General features: G+C 58.6%; 18 protein-coding genes. 7 read left to right on the top strand and 11 right to left on the bottom strand.

Going from position 1 to position 14,538, the window contains the following annotated elements:
- Window positions 1–4: 4 nt before the first annotated feature.
- From ACR3EM_RS10610 to ACR3EM_RS10635, 6 genes are read right to left on the bottom strand one after another with little or no spacing between them, the layout of a single operon-like run.
- On the bottom strand, window positions 5–274 hold the full coding sequence (locus tag ACR3EM_RS10610) for an HPr family phosphocarrier protein (RefSeq protein ID WP_039541855.1): 270 nt from the start codon (window positions 272–274) through the stop codon (window positions 5–7).
- Window positions 275–290: 16 nt separating this feature from the next.
- A complete protein-coding gene (locus ACR3EM_RS10615; protein ID WP_480470667.1) occupies window positions 291–683 on the bottom strand; it encodes a PTS sugar transporter subunit IIA in 393 nt (130 codons plus the stop codon).
- Window positions 680–1,573, bottom strand: a complete 894-nt coding sequence (gene rapZ, locus ACR3EM_RS10620; protein ID WP_480470668.1) for an RNase adapter RapZ — start codon at window positions 1,571–1,573, stop codon at window positions 680–682. The genes ACR3EM_RS10615 and rapZ overlap by 4 nt, the downstream gene beginning before the upstream one ends.
- A complete protein-coding gene (locus tag ACR3EM_RS10625; RefSeq protein ID WP_480470669.1) occupies window positions 1,558–2,028 on the bottom strand; it encodes an HPr kinase/phosphorylase in 471 nt (156 codons plus the stop codon). Before ACR3EM_RS10625 ends, rapZ begins: the two co-directional genes overlap by 16 nt.
- 3 nt (window positions 2,029–2,031) lie before the next feature.
- The gene (locus ACR3EM_RS10630; RefSeq protein WP_480470670.1) at window positions 2,032–3,741 is read right to left on the bottom strand and encodes an ATP-binding protein; all 1,710 of its coding nucleotides are present in this window, start codon (window positions 3,739–3,741) and stop codon (window positions 2,032–2,034) included.
- 32 nt (window positions 3,742–3,773) lie between these two features.
- Entirely contained in the window at window positions 3,774–4,478 is a 705-nt protein-coding gene (locus tag ACR3EM_RS10635) for a response regulator transcription factor (protein WP_480470671.1), read from the bottom strand.
- Between the two features lie 348 nt (window positions 4,479–4,826).
- Here ACR3EM_RS10635 and ACR3EM_RS10640 point away from each other — a divergent pair, with 348 nt between their 5' ends.
- The 3 genes from ACR3EM_RS10640 to ACR3EM_RS10650 all read left to right on the top strand — a co-directional run bounded on the left by ACR3EM_RS10640 (window position 4,827) and on the right by ACR3EM_RS10650 (window position 7,570).
- Window positions 4,827–6,425, top strand: coding sequence for a phosphoenolpyruvate carboxykinase (locus tag ACR3EM_RS10640; RefSeq protein WP_480470672.1), 1,599 nt, complete (start codon window positions 4,827–4,829; stop codon window positions 6,423–6,425).
- Between the two features lie 326 nt (window positions 6,426–6,751).
- The gene (locus ACR3EM_RS10645; RefSeq protein WP_480470673.1) at window positions 6,752–6,994 is read left to right on the top strand and encodes a hypothetical protein; all 243 of its coding nucleotides are present in this window, start codon (window positions 6,752–6,754) and stop codon (window positions 6,992–6,994) included.
- 78 nt (window positions 6,995–7,072) lie between these two features.
- The gene (locus ACR3EM_RS10650) at window positions 7,073–7,570 is read left to right on the top strand and encodes a hypothetical protein (protein WP_480470674.1); all 498 of its coding nucleotides are present in this window, start codon (window positions 7,073–7,075) and stop codon (window positions 7,568–7,570) included.
- On the opposite strand, the gene ACR3EM_RS10655 is transcribed toward ACR3EM_RS10650, so the two are convergent.
- A complete protein-coding gene (locus tag ACR3EM_RS10655) occupies window positions 7,567–8,331 on the bottom strand; it encodes a sulfite exporter TauE/SafE family protein (RefSeq protein ID WP_480470675.1) in 765 nt (254 codons plus the stop codon). The two genes, ACR3EM_RS10650 and ACR3EM_RS10655, sit on opposite strands and share 4 nt — an antisense overlap.
- Window positions 8,332–8,475: 144 nt before the next feature.
- Between ACR3EM_RS10655 and ACR3EM_RS10660 the strand changes: the two genes are divergently transcribed.
- The 3 genes from ACR3EM_RS10660 to ACR3EM_RS10670 all read left to right on the top strand — a co-directional run bounded on the left by ACR3EM_RS10660 (window position 8,476) and on the right by ACR3EM_RS10670 (window position 11,331).
- On the top strand, window positions 8,476–10,167 hold the full coding sequence (locus ACR3EM_RS10660) for an acyl-CoA dehydrogenase family protein (protein WP_480470676.1): 1,692 nt from the start codon (window positions 8,476–8,478) through the stop codon (window positions 10,165–10,167).
- A 216-nt stretch (window positions 10,168–10,383) separates the two neighbouring features.
- The gene (locus tag ACR3EM_RS10665; RefSeq protein ID WP_480470677.1) at window positions 10,384–10,926 is read left to right on the top strand and encodes a hypothetical protein; all 543 of its coding nucleotides are present in this window, start codon (window positions 10,384–10,386) and stop codon (window positions 10,924–10,926) included.
- A gap of 12 nt (window positions 10,927–10,938) precedes the next feature.
- Window positions 10,939–11,331 carry an META domain-containing protein gene (locus ACR3EM_RS10670; RefSeq protein ID WP_480470678.1) on the top strand — a complete coding sequence of 131 codons (393 nt, stop codon included), beginning with the start codon at window positions 10,939–10,941 and terminating at the stop codon, window positions 11,329–11,331.
- Here ACR3EM_RS10670 and recO read toward each other — a convergent pair.
- The gene (gene recO, locus ACR3EM_RS10675) at window positions 11,315–12,040 is read right to left on the bottom strand and encodes a DNA repair protein RecO (protein WP_480470679.1); all 726 of its coding nucleotides are present in this window, start codon (window positions 12,038–12,040) and stop codon (window positions 11,315–11,317) included. The genes ACR3EM_RS10670 and recO overlap by 17 nt on opposite strands.
- Before the next feature lie 169 nt (window positions 12,041–12,209).
- Between recO and ACR3EM_RS10680 the strand changes: the two genes are divergently transcribed.
- Window positions 12,210–12,599 (top strand): VOC family protein, encoded by a 390-nt coding sequence (locus ACR3EM_RS10680; RefSeq protein WP_480470680.1) that lies wholly within the window; start codon window positions 12,210–12,212, stop codon window positions 12,597–12,599.
- A 9-nt stretch (window positions 12,600–12,608) separates the two neighbouring features.
- On the opposite strand, the gene ACR3EM_RS10685 is transcribed toward ACR3EM_RS10680, so the two are convergent.
- The 3 genes from ACR3EM_RS10685 to era all read right to left on the bottom strand — a co-directional run bounded on the left by ACR3EM_RS10685 (window position 12,609) and on the right by era (window position 14,338).
- Complete coding sequence (locus ACR3EM_RS10685; RefSeq protein WP_480470681.1) at window positions 12,609–12,932, bottom strand: SemiSWEET transporter; 324 nt, start codon at window positions 12,930–12,932, stop codon at window positions 12,609–12,611.
- 112 nt (window positions 12,933–13,044) lie between these two features.
- Entirely contained in the window at window positions 13,045–13,374 is a 330-nt protein-coding gene (locus ACR3EM_RS10690; RefSeq protein ID WP_480471918.1) for a DUF1491 family protein, read from the bottom strand.
- A gap of 55 nt (window positions 13,375–13,429) precedes the next feature.
- Complete coding sequence (gene era / locus ACR3EM_RS10695; protein WP_480470682.1) at window positions 13,430–14,338, bottom strand: GTPase Era; 909 nt, start codon at window positions 14,336–14,338, stop codon at window positions 13,430–13,432.
- Between the last annotated feature and the right edge of the window lie 200 nt (window positions 14,339–14,538).

Raw genomic sequence — 14,538 nt, forward strand, 5'->3', positions numbered from 1 at the left:
GCCGTCAGAACCCTTCGCCGAACTTATCGTTCACCAGAGTTTCCAAAGCTTCTGCCAACGCCTCAGCATCCGGGCCGGACGTCTCGACGTCAATAGTGGTTCCGCGCGACGCTGCCAACATCAAAAGGCCCATGATACTGTCGCCCGAGGCAGAAAGCCCGTCGCGAGACACCTCGGCACGTGCATCAAAGCCTTCAACCACCTCGACCAGCTTGGCAGAGGCGCGGGCATGCAGGCCCTTTTCATTTATGATTTTCAAACTCTTGTTCGTCATATGAATGTATCCGGTATCAATCCAGCGTCACATTTTGCGCATTGATGTATTTTCGTCCAGCTTCCAACGCCAAACGCACCGCTTCGGCCAGCGGTAGGTGGCGGCTTTTGGCCAGTTTGATCAGCATGGGCAGGTTGGCGCCGTACAGGATTCGCCGATCCTGCGGCGCACAGGCTCGTAGGCTGAGATTCGACGGGCTGCCACCAAACAGATCGGTTACGACGACCACGCCATCGCCCTGATCGACAGTATCGGCGGCACGACAGATTTCAGCCTGTTTTTCTTCGCGGTCATGGTCAGCCTCAATCGGAATGGCGATCAATCCGGGCTGTTTACCAACCACATGCTGCGTGGCGGACAGATATTCCTGCGCCAACCCCCCATGTGCAACAATTACGATCCCGATCAACCCGGCCTCACATTCAAAGAACGACGCTCCATTTCGCGGTGCCTAATTGACACCTGCTGGCCCGCTTCTGCAAGGGCCTTTGCAACAGCTTCCGCAACCGCGACCGACCGATGCTGGCCGCCCGTACAACCGAAGGCCACCGACAAATGCGTTTTGCCCTCGGCCCGGAACGCAGGGAGCAATTCGATCAGCAGGTCGACAACCCGGTCAAAGAAAGCGCTATAGTTCATATCCGACTGAACATAGGTCGCGACATCCGGGTTTCGACCATCTGCGGAACGCAATTCCGGTTGCCAATAGGGATTGGCCAGAAACCGGCAATCAAACACCATGTCCAGACCGCGCGGCAGGCCACGCTTGTAAGAAAAGGATTCGATTGAAACCGCCAGATGACGCCCGCCTTCGGGGGCGAACCAACGCTCAACTTCTTCGCGCAGCTGGTGGACGTTCAGGGCGGTGGTGTCGATCAGGGTATCAGCAATCTCTCGGATCGGCGCCAGCAATTCCTTTTCCTGGCGCACGCCGGTTTCCGGGCTTGCATCACTGGCGACCGGGTGGCGACGACGGGTCTCCGAGAAGCGTCTCAACAACACTTCGTCACTGCAATCCAGATAGAGAATGGTCAGGTCCACCTGCTCCATTCGCCCCAGTTTCGCAGCCAGTTCGATGAAACCGATTGTCGAGAAATCGCGGTTGCGCGCATCGATACCCAGCGCCATCGGGCTGCCCGGGTCTGAGCCGTCCATGAGCCGCGACAGTAGACCCATCGGCAGATTGTCGATCGCCTCGAAACCGAGGTCTTCAAGGACGTGAATAGCGGTCGAACGGCCCGCGCCAGAAGGTCCTGTTACCAATACGGTGCGGCGTTGAGCGGTCATGTGTTCGGCCATTCGGGGCTCACGCGTCCCATTTTCAGAAGCTGCAGTAATGCTGCCGGTAAATTGGGCACGGTGGCGGCGCGAAGCAAGGGAACAGTTTGCTTTAGTATTCTCACGTTGGTCGGTTCAGGCAGGCGCGCCGGCTCAGCCCGATCCAGATCAATCACATATGACAGCGGGACAGACCTGACAGCTTCGGCCTGTAGCAGGCCCACTCCACGCGCTTCGATCAGTCCGCTTAGATGCGGGACGGCGGTGGCCATGACCTGTGCACCTTGCATGGTCAGTTCAGTGCGATCATCGGCCACAAGCTGCGCGCCCAAGGCCATCATCTGCAAGGCCAGTGCCGATTTCCCCGCACCTGACGCGCCCACGATCAGCAAGCCCGCATCCCCTACGGCCACGCAAGAGGCATGGATGCATGCGCTTTCTTGCTCTGCGATGTCGGTAAATAGCCCGCCGCCCATGACCTAGACGGGCAGCCCGACCACAAACCGCGCGCCCAGCGGTTCGGAGGTGGCGTCCGCCTCGGTCGGGCGAATGTTCTCGGCCCAGATCACACCGCCATGAGCCTCGACGATCTGCTTCGAGATAGCCAGACCAAGGCCCGAGTTGTTGCCGAAATGCTCTTCCGGGCGTTGCGAATAGAAACGTTTGAAAATCTTGGTAAGGGCCTGATCCGGAATACCCGGGCCGGTGTCTTCGACCACAACAAGCACGCGGTTATCACGGCGGCGCACCCAAACGCGGATCGCGTCCTGGTCCTCGCAGAAGGAAATGGCGTTGGTGATCAGGTTGACGAAGACCTGAGCCAAACGCGCTTCAAGCCCGTTGACCACGATCGGATCGGACGGCAGATCCGTGATATAGTCGATACCTTTGGTGCGCGCCTCTTCCCCAAGATACTGGCCGATATTGTTCAGCAGTTTCAGCAGATCGAAGGGCTGTTCCTCTTCCTTTACCAGCTCTGCATCCAGCCGTGATGCGTTCGAGATGTCACTTACCAGACGATCCAGCCGCCGCACGTCATGCTCGATCACGCCCAGCAGCTTTTCGCGCTGATCATCGCGCTTGACCATGCGCATGGTGCCGACAGCGGATTGCAAACTGGCCAGAGGGTTCTTGATCTCATGCGCCACATCTGCGGCGAACTGCTCGTTCGCATCGATGCGATTATATAGCGCGGTGACCATACCGCGCAGCGCCTGGCTGAGGCGGCCGATCTCATCCGGACGTGCGCTGAGATCGGGTATGCGAATCCGTCCCGGATTGACGCCGGTGCCGCGATCCTTGCCCATCTCGGCTGCTGCCGCCAGATCGGCAAGCGGGTTGGCGATCGTCGAAGCAAGAACGAGGCTGAGACCAATGGACACCAGCAGGGCCACGACGAACATCTGCAGGATGCGCTCTTGCTCCTTGCGGGCCAAAGCATCAATTTCACCTGCAGGGCCTGCCATGGCAACCGCACCCACAGGCGCATCATCCAACAGAATCGGGGCGACCGCGACGATCACGGTCTGGCCGACGCCATCCTTAACAGCCTGAACCTGCATCCCGCCATCAAGCGCCTGCGGAATCATCTCTTGTACACGCTGTGCCAAAGTGGGCAGATCGACGTCAGCAGAACTGCTGAAAACCGCTGAGATGCCGTTCCAGACCGCATTCAACGCATCGCTGATCAGTGTGCCTCCGGTCGCGTTGTCTGCATTCTGGCGCAACAGGCTGGGCAATTCGGTAGAAGCTGAGGCGCCCCGCGTCCATCCGATCAGCGTGCCGGTGCCGTCATAGACAAAGACCTCGCCACCTTCCGGTAGGCTGAGGCCGGCCAGCGTGTCCCGCACATCCAGCGCAGCTGCGCCTGCGGGGGCGGGCTGACGCAGCTGGGTTTCAAACACGTTGCTGACAAGCTGTGCATCGCCAACCAGATTGCGCGCCGTTTGCTGCACACGCTGCTTGCGCGAGTCGTCGAGATAGAGAAGCCCGGCAACCAAAATGACCAAAGCCACTAGGTTGAATGTAATGATCCGGCGCGCCAGTGCTGAATGGCGCAGGCTGAACAGGTTGCGGCGCGAGCGTTTGGCCCGCAGCTCGGCAGACTCGGGGTCCAGGGGGATGACCCAATCATCCCCAAGAACGACGTCCGCGTCGCGCACTTGATTGGCGTGTTCAGTATCGCGCACGAGACCCTTTTACCCCTTAAAAACGGCCGCGCCTATTCTTCGTTGTACCGATATCCGATACCATAGAGCGTTTCGATGGCCGAGAATTCAGAGTCTGCGGCCCGCATCTTTTTACGCAGGCGTTTGATGTGGCTGTCGATCGTCCGGTCATCTACATAAACCTGATCGTCATAGGCCACATCCATCAGCTGATCGCGGCTTTTGACAAAACCCGGACGCTGCGCCAAGGCTTGCAGCAACAGGAACTCGGTCACGGTCAACGAGACGTCATTGCCTTTCCAGCTGACTGCGTGGCGTAGAGGGTCCATCCGCAGATCGCCCCGCTCCATCACTTTGGTATCACCTGTGGCCACACTGCCAGCGTCGCCTTCGATCGCTTCCTGACGGCGCAGCAGCGCGCGGATCCGTTCAACCAACAGGCGCTGCGAAAACGGTTTCTTGACGTAGTCGTCGGCGCCCATGCGCAGGCCCAGAACCTCGTCAATCTCATCATCCTTTGAAGTCAGGAAAATGACCGGCATCTGGGTCTTCTGCCGCAAGCGCTGCAACAGATCCATGCCATCCATGCGCGGCATCTTGATGTCCAGCACAGCCATATCCGGCAATTTCTTGTTGAATGCGTCCAGCGCAGCCTGACCATCATTATAAGTTTCGACTTCGAAGCCTTCAGCTTCGAGTGTCATGGATACGGACGTCAGAATGTTTCTGTCATCATCCACCAGTGCAATCTTTGACATCGGGTTGGCCCCTCATTCCTGCTCACATACGCGGTATTCCGCTTATTAGTAGGGTATTTTTGTCTTTTTTAAGGCCGCGAATCAAACTGTATCTGCGAATCGTGAGATAGTTGCCACACAGTTGCGACAAAAAAGCCGTATCGTTTCCCAGAAAACAGCCCGCATATTCATCACGAAATACTTGGTTGCGCTAAACTTTTACTTGGTTGCGCTAACTGCGTCAAACCCACCTGTTCATGCCTTGAACGACCATGATAAGACCCGCCTGACCGCCGGTCTTAGATCGGCATCTGCCCCAATGGCGCAATTGGCCCGAATGCCTCCGCGCCGCCACAGGAGAAGACACACATGACATCTGGACGGGTTAACCCGCAATTCCGCCTCGAGGATCAGGGCATCGAGGGTCTGGGCAATGTCTATTACAACTTCATGGAACCGGCGCTGATCGAAGAAGCGCTGAAGCGCGGCGAAGGCACCCTTGGCAACGGCGGCGCCTTTCTGGTGACCACCGGCAAATTCACCGGCCGTTCGCCCAAGGACAAGCATGTCGTCAAGACCGACAGCGTGGCCGACAGCATCTGGTGGGAAAACAACGCCGCCATGAGCCCCGAAGGCTTTGACGCGCTCTACGAAGACATGCTGGCCCATATGAAAGGCCGCGACTATTTCGTGCAGGACCTCGTCGGCGGGGCCGACCCAAGCTATTCGATCAATGTGCGCATGGTGACTGAGCTGGCCTGGCACAACCTGTTCATCCGTCACCTGCTGCGTCGTCCGGATCGTGAGGACTTGGACGATTTCACCGCAGATTTCACCATCATCAACTGCCCCAGCTTCCAGGCCGACCCGGCCAAGCATAACTGCCGCAGCGAAACAGTGATCGCGCTGAACTTCGACCGCAAACTGATCCTGATCGGCGGCACCGAGTATGCGGGTGAGAACAAGAAATCCGTCTTCACCCTGCTGAACTACATGCTGCCCGAGAAAGGCGTGATGCCGATGCACTGTTCGGCCAACCACGCGGTCGGCAACCCGGTCGACACTGCCGTCTTCTTCGGCCTGTCGGGCACAGGTAAAACCACCCTTTCCGCCGACCCGGCCCGCGTGCTGATCGGCGATGACGAACATGGCTGGTCGGATCGCGGCACCTTCAATTTTGAGGGCGGCTGCTATGCCAAGACCATCAACCTGAATGCCGAGGCCGAGCCGGAAATCTATGCGACAACCAGCAAATTCGGCACCGTGATCGAGAACATGGTCTTCGATCCCGAAACCAAGGAACTGGATTTCGACGACGATTCGCTGACCGCAAATATGCGCTGCGCCTATCCGTTGGAATACATCTCGAACGCGTCCAAAAGCGCACTGGGTGGGCATCCGAAGAACATCATCATGCTAACCTGTGACGCGTTCGGCGTTCTGCCTCCGATCGCGCGACTGACACCGGCGCAAGCGATGTACCACTTCCTGTCGGGCTTCACCTCGAAGGTTGCGGGAACCGAGCGTGGTGTCACTGAGCCACAGCCCACCTTCTCGACCTGTTTCGGAGCACCTTTCATGCCCCGCCGCCCCGAGGCTTACGGCAACCTGCTGCGCGACAAAATCGCCCAGCACGGCGCCACCTGCTGGCTGGTCAATACCGGCTGGACCGGCGGTGCCTATGGCGTAGGCAGCCGGATGCCGATCAAGGCCACCCGTGCGCTGCTGACCGCCGCGCTCGAGGGATCGCTGGCTGATGCGGAATACCGCAAGGATGCCAATTTCGGCTTCGACGTGCCCGTCTCGGTGCCTGGCGTGCCCGAGGTTCTGCTGGATCCGCGCCGCACCTGGGACGATCAGGCGGCCTTCGACAAGCAGGCCGACAAGCTGGTGCAGATGTTTGCAGAAAACTTTGAACAGTATCTGCCTTTCATCGACGAAGACATCAAAGCCGTGGCCATCGGCTGATTGAAATTGGGGGCTGTTCCGGCCCCCAATTCACTGCATGCTTACGTTGCGGAAACCGCATGCACACGGACAAGTGCATTGCCTGTAAGCTCAACTTGAGCTATCCCAGCCTATCATCAGAAAACCGGTTGATCCGAGCGTCCTCACTCACACCAGCGCTTGGGCGACCCGACAAAGTAACGATTAAATCCACTTGGGGATGGTGTCGGACCGACAATAACAAAAGGGCTCGACCCTTTCACAATACTCAGTCCGATGCAGAACATGACAGGTAGACCATGACCGAAATTTCAAAGCTCACCGAATTACGCAAATTGATGCAGAGTATGGAACGCACCCTTGGGCTCGAAGAGCTATCTCCGGTCGAGCGTGACATTTATTATGCTGCGGAAGAGCTGTCAAAAGACGACAAAGAGGTGCGTACGTTTGGTCTGATCGAGCATACCCTGGTCCAGAGCGTCTCGCGCCCGACTTTCTTCCGCGCACTGAAATCGCTGGTGCAGAAAGGCTATCTGTCCCAAAGCGGCAGCGCCAACCGCGGGCGGTATCTGGTTCATGCGCCCAGGTGATTTTCGCCCACCTGTCGACAACGGCTGAACCCCGTGCGCAGATGGGCCTCTGACACATTTTTTGCCTCTTTGGCCTATGTGGCGGCATCGTTTCTCACATTCGAGGTTCTGATGCCCCTGCAAAACGTGTTCTTTCCAGAATATCCCAGCCACGCCAGCCTGCTGTTCCTGCCACATGGCGTTCGTGTATTGGCAGCATGGTTATTGGGCTGGCGCGCGATCTTCGCACTGCTGCCCGGCGTCTTCATCGTCTTTGCCATGATCGGCGGCTGGGATGTCTTCATGCCCAGCAGACTGCTGGCAATCGCCATAGCGGTCACCACGGTTCCGGCAGCATTCTATGCCTGCAAAGCGCTGGGATGGGATCTGTTCCCCCGCGCAGACCGGAGCCCGTGCTGGTCGTGCATCATGGGCATCGGTGTCGTGACTTCATTTCTGGTCTCGGGCCTAACCAACATGGCGTTCGGCAGCGCCACCGCCGAATACATCGCTTATCTGATCGGAGATATCTCGGGCTTGTTCTTCCTGATGCTGGGCCTACACTTCGCTTTCCGTTTTGCCGAGAGACGCAGCTAACCCATAATGCCGCGCCTCAGCAGGTTCATCCCGGCAATCAGCAGAACCAGCAATGTGAGCCGTCGGAATTGCGCCTGATCAATGCGGTCCTGCAGAAACTGGCCGCCGCGCATTCCGGCCAGTGCCGGTACAATCAGCAACGCAGAAAACACCGCCGTCTCGGTCCGCAGAATTCCTGAACCCAGATGCGCCACGACAAGCGCCACGGCTCCCAAACCATAGATCACACCCTGAACCCGCATCTGATCCTTTTTCGGCGTATTCAGCGCCGTCAGATAGGCCACGGTTGGCGGCCCCCACACGCCTGAGATGCCACCGACGGCGCCAGCCACTGCGCCGACCATGGCTTCAACCCGCAGGGAAGGTCCCTGCAGCGTCAGCTTCAGACCAAGCAGTTGCACTAGGGCGAAGAACGAGACCGGCGCGCCGAGGATCAGCAGAAAAGCCTTGGGAGACAGTAGGTTGATCAGCTGAGCACTGGCCAGAAGGCACACCAGCCCGACGCCGAGAAACACCCTGAATTTTCGGACCGATGCCACAGCGGCAGGTACACCTTCGCGCAGGGCTTGCACCCCGTTGGTCACCAACGTGGGCAGGATCAGACCCGCCAGCGCCAGTTCGGGCGGCAGCATCATGCTGAGCCCCGACACCAGCACCATCGGCATGGCAAAGCCAACCATGCCTTTGACCCAGCCAGCGACGAAAGCCACGACCAAAGCAAGGTAAAATTCCTGCGGGGACATCAGCGAAAACAGTTCCATCGGCCCTTCATATCAGCCCAAGATTTTTCTGCATTGCAAAATTAACTGAGAAATATTTGAACTTTTCACCGGCTATTTGCGTATTTTTGTTGCGCTGCACGTGCAGCATGATATGACCAGACGACCCAGCAGAGGACGTGATTCATGGCCCATGACGGACAGGATATGACGAACATGACGCAGCCAGCGGTTTTGCCCGACCTTCTGACACTCAGCGCGGCTGCATTACCCGCTGTTGAAACGGTGTTCGACAAAGCGCTCGTTTCCGTGCGCGCGATGGTGACCAGCGAAGGCCGCATCTCGGGCGCGTTGATCGAAGCACACCAGACGGCTGCGCATGGGCTGGCATGGCTGGCGACCTATCACCAGTCGCTGCAGCAGATGCAACGCTGGGCCGAAGCGCTTCAGGCCGAAGGCAAATTCGGCGAGATGGAGCAATTGCTGCACCAGATCGCATTCGGCGAATATCTGCACCAGATCGCCGGTGGTATCCCGATGAACCAAGGGGAAGTTGTGCGTTTGCAAGACCTTGGCCTCGGCTGGGACGCATTGTCGGGCTTCCAGTGCAGCGAAGTGCAGACCCTGATGGCGCAGGCCAATTCTCAGGCCGCCCGCATCCGTCTGGTTGAGCTGATGCAGGACCAGTCCGGCGCCACCATGTTTGGCGCTTCGGGTCTGGACGAAGAACTAGAAATGATCCGCGACCAGTTCCGCCGCTATGCCGTTGAAAAGGTTGAGCCAAATGCTCATGACTGGCATCTGAAGGACGAGCTGATCCCGATCGAGATCATCGAAGAACTTGCCGAAATGGGCGTGTTCGGCCTGACCATCCCCGAGGAATTCGGTGGGTTTGGCCTGTCCAAAGCCTCAATGTGCGTGGTGTCCGAGGAACTGTCGCGCGGCTATATCGGTGTGGGCTCTCTGGGCACCCGCTCTGAGATTGCTGCAGAGTTGATTATCGCGGGTGGCACGGATGAGCAAAAGGCCAACTGGCTGCCCAAGCTGGCCAGCGCCGAAATTCTACCGACTGCCGTTTTCACTGAGCCCAACACAGGCTCGGATCTGGGCAGCCTGCGCACGCGGGCCGTCAAGGACGAAGACGGTAACTATAAGATAACAGGCAATAAAACATGGATCACGCACGCGGCGCGCACCCATGTGATGACCTTGTTGGCGCGGACTAATCCCGACAGTACCGATCACCGTGGGCTGTCCATGTTCCTGGCTGAAAAGACACCTGGAACCGACGAGAACCCCTTCCCCACGCCCGGCATGACTGGTGGTGAGATTGAGGTGTTGGGTTATCGTGGCATGAAGGAATACGAGCTGGGATTTGACGGCTTCGAAGTGAAGGGTGAAAACCTGCTGGGCGGCGAAGAAGGCAAAGGTTTCAAGCAGTTAATGGAAACCTTCGAGTCTGCCCGCATCCAAACGGCTGCCCGCGCCATCGGCGTGGCGCAGAGCGCTTTGGACATTGCCATGCAATACGCGCAAGACCGCAAGCAGTTCGGCAAATCGCTGATCAACTTCCCCCGGGTCTCGGGCAAGCTGGCGATGATGGCGGTCGAGATCATGATCGCCCGACAGTTAACCTATTATTCTGCATGGGAAAAAGACCACGGCCAGCGCTGTGATCTTGAGGCCGGGATGGCCAAGTTGCTGGGCGCTCGGGTTGCCTGGGCGGCTGCAGATAACGGGTTGCAGATCCATGGCGGCAACGGCTTTGCGCTGGAGTACAAGATCAGCCGCGTGCTATGTGACGCACGTATCCTGAACATCTTTGAAGGCGCCGCAGAAATTCAGGCGCAAGTCATCGCGCGTCGATTGCTGGGCTGACGCCCTATCCGACGCGGTTTCCCCAACTGAACCCGGCCTCGCGCCGGGTTTTCTTTTTCTTCCGTGTTGTACAGGCCCCCAAGCGGCATTCTTCCGAGTTGTACAACTTGGTTTTGCGGTCGCATGAGCCGAACTTCCCCCTCGGATCGGGTGCAGAAATCAGGTAAAGGGCGTCAACCAAACCCAGCGCCCAAGCTGGTCAGAGGAGAATCGAGCGTGAAGATCATCATCGCAGTTTTGGCCACCTGCCTGACCCTTGCCGGATGCGCCATGGCACCGAGCACCGGGTCCGATGACGTGGACCAGCTGGCACAGGCAATCCAGCAGCTTGACCCCAAGGTCGACCCGGCTGAGGCGCGGCGTGCGGCCGAGATATCCTATGCCTATTCCAGCCAGCTGAAACAGGAATGGAACGTCACCGATTCGGCCATCATTCACAACGCGAAGATCATCAACGGGTTTCGTGAAAAAGGCCTGTGTAACGACTGGGCGCAGGCCATGACCACACGCCTGAAGCAAGAGAACTTTCAGACACTGGACCTGCACTGGGCTACCTCTCCGCCAACCGCGTTCCGGATCATCCACCATTCAGCCCTGATCAGTGCCAAGGGAGATTCGATGTATGAAGGCATCATCCTCGACCCGTGGCGCAACAGCGGAGTGCTGTACTGGGATCAGGTGCGCGAGGATACCAAATACAATTGGCGACCCCGCCTTGAGGTGCGCGAAGAGCTGATCAGCGGCGTGAACCCCTACTGACAGGATACTGCGATGTTACGTCTGACCTTGCTCCTGCCCTTGCTGACCTTGTTCCAATGTAAAGAGGATGAGACGCTTGCCGCCTATGGCGCGGCGGATCAGACATGGGCGCTGCAGGAGATCGACGGACAGCCTTTTGAGGCCAGCGCCCTGCTGCGCTTTCCCGAGGAAGGGCGGATCGAGGGCAACGCCCCCTGCAACACCTATTCGGGCAAGCTGAACGCGCCGTATCCGTGGTTCGAGATCGCTGATCTGGCCGCCACCCGTGCGGCTTGTGCCGGGCTTGAGGCCGAAGGGTTCTATTTCGCCGCGCTGATGGCGATGACGCAATCCGAAGTGTCCGGCGATGTGCTGATCCTGCGCAACGAGGACGGGCACGAGATGGTGTTCAAAGCCGTCGAGTAAACTGCGCCACAAAGCGCGCGCGTGCCTCTGGCAGCGGAGTGTGGCCCAGCGACGGGGCCAGATGGTTTTCCAGAAAATACCCGGTCGTGCGCAGCGCGTCGGCAATCTCGTCATCCGGCGCAGCGCCTTCGCCGCGCAAACAGGGTGGCAACGGCAGCAGCTTGTCTGCCCACTCCCCTGCCCCCGCCGCACTGACAGCGCGGCCCGTTTTCGGAGAGACATAGACCAGCCCCTCGGTCGCGCCCGTCACCGCGCAGCTTGAAAGGTCGAGGCCAAAGCCCAGCTCTTCCAGCAGGGCCAGTTCCCAGCGCAGATAGGCCAGTGGCCAAACCTCATCCTGCCCCAGCAAATCCATCAGCTGTTCGGTTTGCTTGTAGATCGCGGGGTGCGGTTCGCGTTCGGGCAGGCAGAAAGACAGAAGCGCCACCACCGCGTTCAGCCCCGCCAGCGCCAGCCGCCCCGAAAACGCAGCCGCTGCGCGCGAGCGCAGGGGTTCGACCTGAAAGGTGCCCAGATGTTCCTCAAGCCGCGCGCGCCAGAGCACGTCCAGCTGCGCGCCGGGTTGCAGAATCGGTGCAATCTTACGGCTGGTTCCCCCGCGCACGACACCCGCGTGACGACCGTGGGCTTCGGTGAAGACCTCGATAATCGCCGCCGTCTCACCATGGCGGCGAGAGGTCAGAAGTATGCCGTGATCACGCCAGTCCAAGCTTGGCCTCGTTCAGTCCCAGATATGTCCGCAGGAAATCTTATGGCCGTTACAGGTGCAAGGTACAAACGGGTCAGGTCAGCTTTGTGGAAGATCTTTTAAACACGTTGCGGTTCTGTGCTTCAGCTGTTAATGTTCACTTTATGTTCTTATCAATGGGATTTCAGAAATGTCACTCAACTATGTCATGATCGGTTCAAACGACGTCGCCAAAGCACGCACTTACTATGACGCGGTTGTGCCCCGGATTGGTGGGAAAGTTATCGCCGAATACATGCCGCACGCTGTCTGTTATGGGCTGCGCGACGGCGGATCGATGTGGGTTGCAACGCCGTTTGACAAAGAAGCGGCGACCGTCGGGAACGGCAATATGGTTGGCCTGTTGTGTCAAAGCGAAGCGGAAGTGCGAGAAGCGCATGCGGCGGCGCTCGCCAATGGCGGAACGAATGAAGGTGATCCGGGCGATCGCCCCCAATATGGCCCGAACTTCTTTGGAGCCTATGCGCGCGACCCGGATGGCAACAAGATGAGTTTTGTCTATCTCGGCGACGAAGGGTGAAGCTGTTCTTCAGAACGTCATACCTGCGTGGATCAGAATTCCGATGACCATCAGCAGGTTCAGCACCATCGAGATCCCGTTGCCCACATAGATGGGCAACTTTCCCACCACCAACCCATAGGCGAACCACAGAAACGACAGTGCGGCATAGAGCGACCACGAGAGCAGCGACTGACCCGTCGCGTGTTGCGAGTGGGTAAAGTAGAGCTTGATCAGCTGCGGAAGCGTGGCGAATGGACCGACGACGCCGACAAAGACCATGAAACCCTCGAACCGCTGCATCCAGTGGCCAAGTTCCGATTTTTCCAGTTTCTCAGCAATCGTTTCAGCCACACAAATACCTCATCGTCTTGCGCCATACTAAGGTCAGGCCGGTACTGACCGCCCGGGTTCAGCATCAAAATAGCCGCTTTGATCCGCGCGTCAAAGGCCCATCCAGCGGGGTTTATTCAAGCCCTTCTTCACCCAGCAAGTGCCGCCCCTGACGATCTTCGACCTCAACTACCCAGAGATCAGGGTCAAAGCTGCGTTGTCTGGTAACGGCGGCATCCACATCAGCCTCGGGGCCGCTGGAGAGTTCCACCCATTTTCGTTCGCCGCTCATCAGGTCGAAACTGCGTTGGAATGCTATTGCCTGACCGTCGAGCGTATTGAGTTTGACCAGCACCGCGCCCGCAGTGTCATCGCCATGGACCACGACGAAGGCCGGGATTTCCTGAAACCGAAGCCGAGCGAGATAGGCATGAACCCAAAATTCCGCAGTCAGCCGGGTCATCGCGCGGACCTCGCCGCTGGACATAAGAATTTTCGGCGAAAATTCTTGGCCTCAGTCATGCGTTGCCGTCTTTGAAATCCAGACCCATTTCCGAGTAACGCTCGGATTCCTCCAGCCAGTTGGGCCGGACTTTCACCTGCAGGAACAGGTGGATCTTGCGGTCGAGGAACTCTTCGAGTTCGGCCCGCGCCGCCTGACTGACGGCCTTGATGGTCTCGCCCCGTTTGCCCAACACGATGCCTTTGTGGCCGTCACGCATAACGTAGATGACCTGATCGATCTTGGCCGAGCCGTCTTTGCGCTCTTCCCAGTTCTCGGTCTCGACCGTCAGCTGATAGGGCAGTTCCTGATGCAGGCGCAGGGTCAGCTTTTCGCGCGTCATCTCGGCGGCGATCATGCGCATCGGCAGATCGGCGATCTGGTCTTCGGGATAAAGCCATGGGCCTTCTGGCAGTTCCGAGGCGAGCCATTTGCGCAGATCGTCGACGCCGTGGCCTTTTTCGGCCGAGATCATGAAGGTTTCGGCAAAGGGATAGCGTGCGTTCAGGTCGCTGGTGAGGGCCAGCAGCTTCTCAGACGGAACCTTGTCGATCTTGTTGATCGCCAGCGCGATGGTGCGGCCCTGCCCGATCTCTTCGAGCCCTTCGAGGATGCGTTCGACCCCTTCGGTGATGCCGCGATGGGCCTCGACCATCAGCACGACCACATCCGCATCAGCCGCCCCGCCCCAAGCGGCGGCGACCATCGCACGGTCCAAACGGCGGCGGGGTTTGAAGAGGCCCGGGGTGTCGACAAAGACTAGTTGCGCGTCACCTTCCATCGCCACGCCCCGGATGCGGGCACGGGTGGTTTGCACCTTGTGGGTCACGATCGAAACCTTGGCCCCGACCATGCGGTTCAGAAGGGTGGATTTGCCTGCGTTGGGCTCTCCGATCAGGGCGATAAATCCGGCGCGTGTGGTCATGTGTTCTGCGATCCTGTTTGCAAGTGCGCACCCCTATAGCAGAATGCCCGGGCGGGCCAGAGGGATTTGTCGCATTGCGACCCGGCCTGTGGATTGGGTCAAGGTGGTGCGCCGCGCCAAAGCCAGCCAAGCGATCATCCTTTCAGTGAGGCAAGACGTGAGACGTCACGGGTTTCTCCCGGGCAGCGAAACTGCTGCGG

The sequence above is a fragment of the Ruegeria sp. AH3 genome (assembly GCF_056536265.1).

Bases quoted from the DNA above. Each gene is read 5' to 3' on its own strand.
- ACR3EM_RS10610 (WP_039541855.1), bottom strand. From the start codon at position 274: ATGACGAACAAGAGTTTGAAAATCATAAATGAAAAGGGCCTGCATGCC.
- rapZ (WP_480470668.1), bottom strand. From the start codon at position 1,573: ATGGCCGAACACATGACCGCTCAACGCCGCACCGTATTGGTAACAGGA.
- ACR3EM_RS10625 (WP_480470669.1), bottom strand. From the start codon at position 2,028: ATGGGCGGCGGGCTATTTACCGACATCGCAGAGCAAGAAAGCGCATGC.
- ACR3EM_RS10635 (WP_480470671.1), bottom strand. From the start codon at position 4,478: ATGTCAAAGATTGCACTGGTGGATGATGACAGAAACATTCTGACGTCC.
- ACR3EM_RS10640 (WP_480470672.1), top strand. From the start codon at position 4,827: ATGACATCTGGACGGGTTAACCCGCAATTCCGCCTCGAGGATCAGGGC.
- ACR3EM_RS10645 (WP_480470673.1), top strand. From the start codon at position 6,752: ATGGAACGCACCCTTGGGCTCGAAGAGCTATCTCCGGTCGAGCGTGAC.
- ACR3EM_RS10655 (WP_480470675.1), bottom strand. From the start codon at position 8,331: ATGGAACTGTTTTCGCTGATGTCCCCGCAGGAATTTTACCTTGCTTTG.
- ACR3EM_RS10660 (WP_480470676.1), top strand. From the start codon at position 8,476: ATGGCCCATGACGGACAGGATATGACGAACATGACGCAGCCAGCGGTT.
- ACR3EM_RS10670 (WP_480470678.1), top strand. From the start codon at position 10,939: ATGTTACGTCTGACCTTGCTCCTGCCCTTGCTGACCTTGTTCCAATGT.
- ACR3EM_RS10680 (WP_480470680.1), top strand. From the start codon at position 12,210: ATGTCACTCAACTATGTCATGATCGGTTCAAACGACGTCGCCAAAGCA.
- ACR3EM_RS10690 (WP_480471918.1), bottom strand. From the start codon at position 13,374: ATGACCCGGCTGACTGCGGAATTTTGGGTTCATGCCTATCTCGCTCGG.
- era (WP_480470682.1), bottom strand. From the start codon at position 14,338: ATGACCACACGCGCCGGATTTATCGCCCTGATCGGAGAGCCCAACGCA.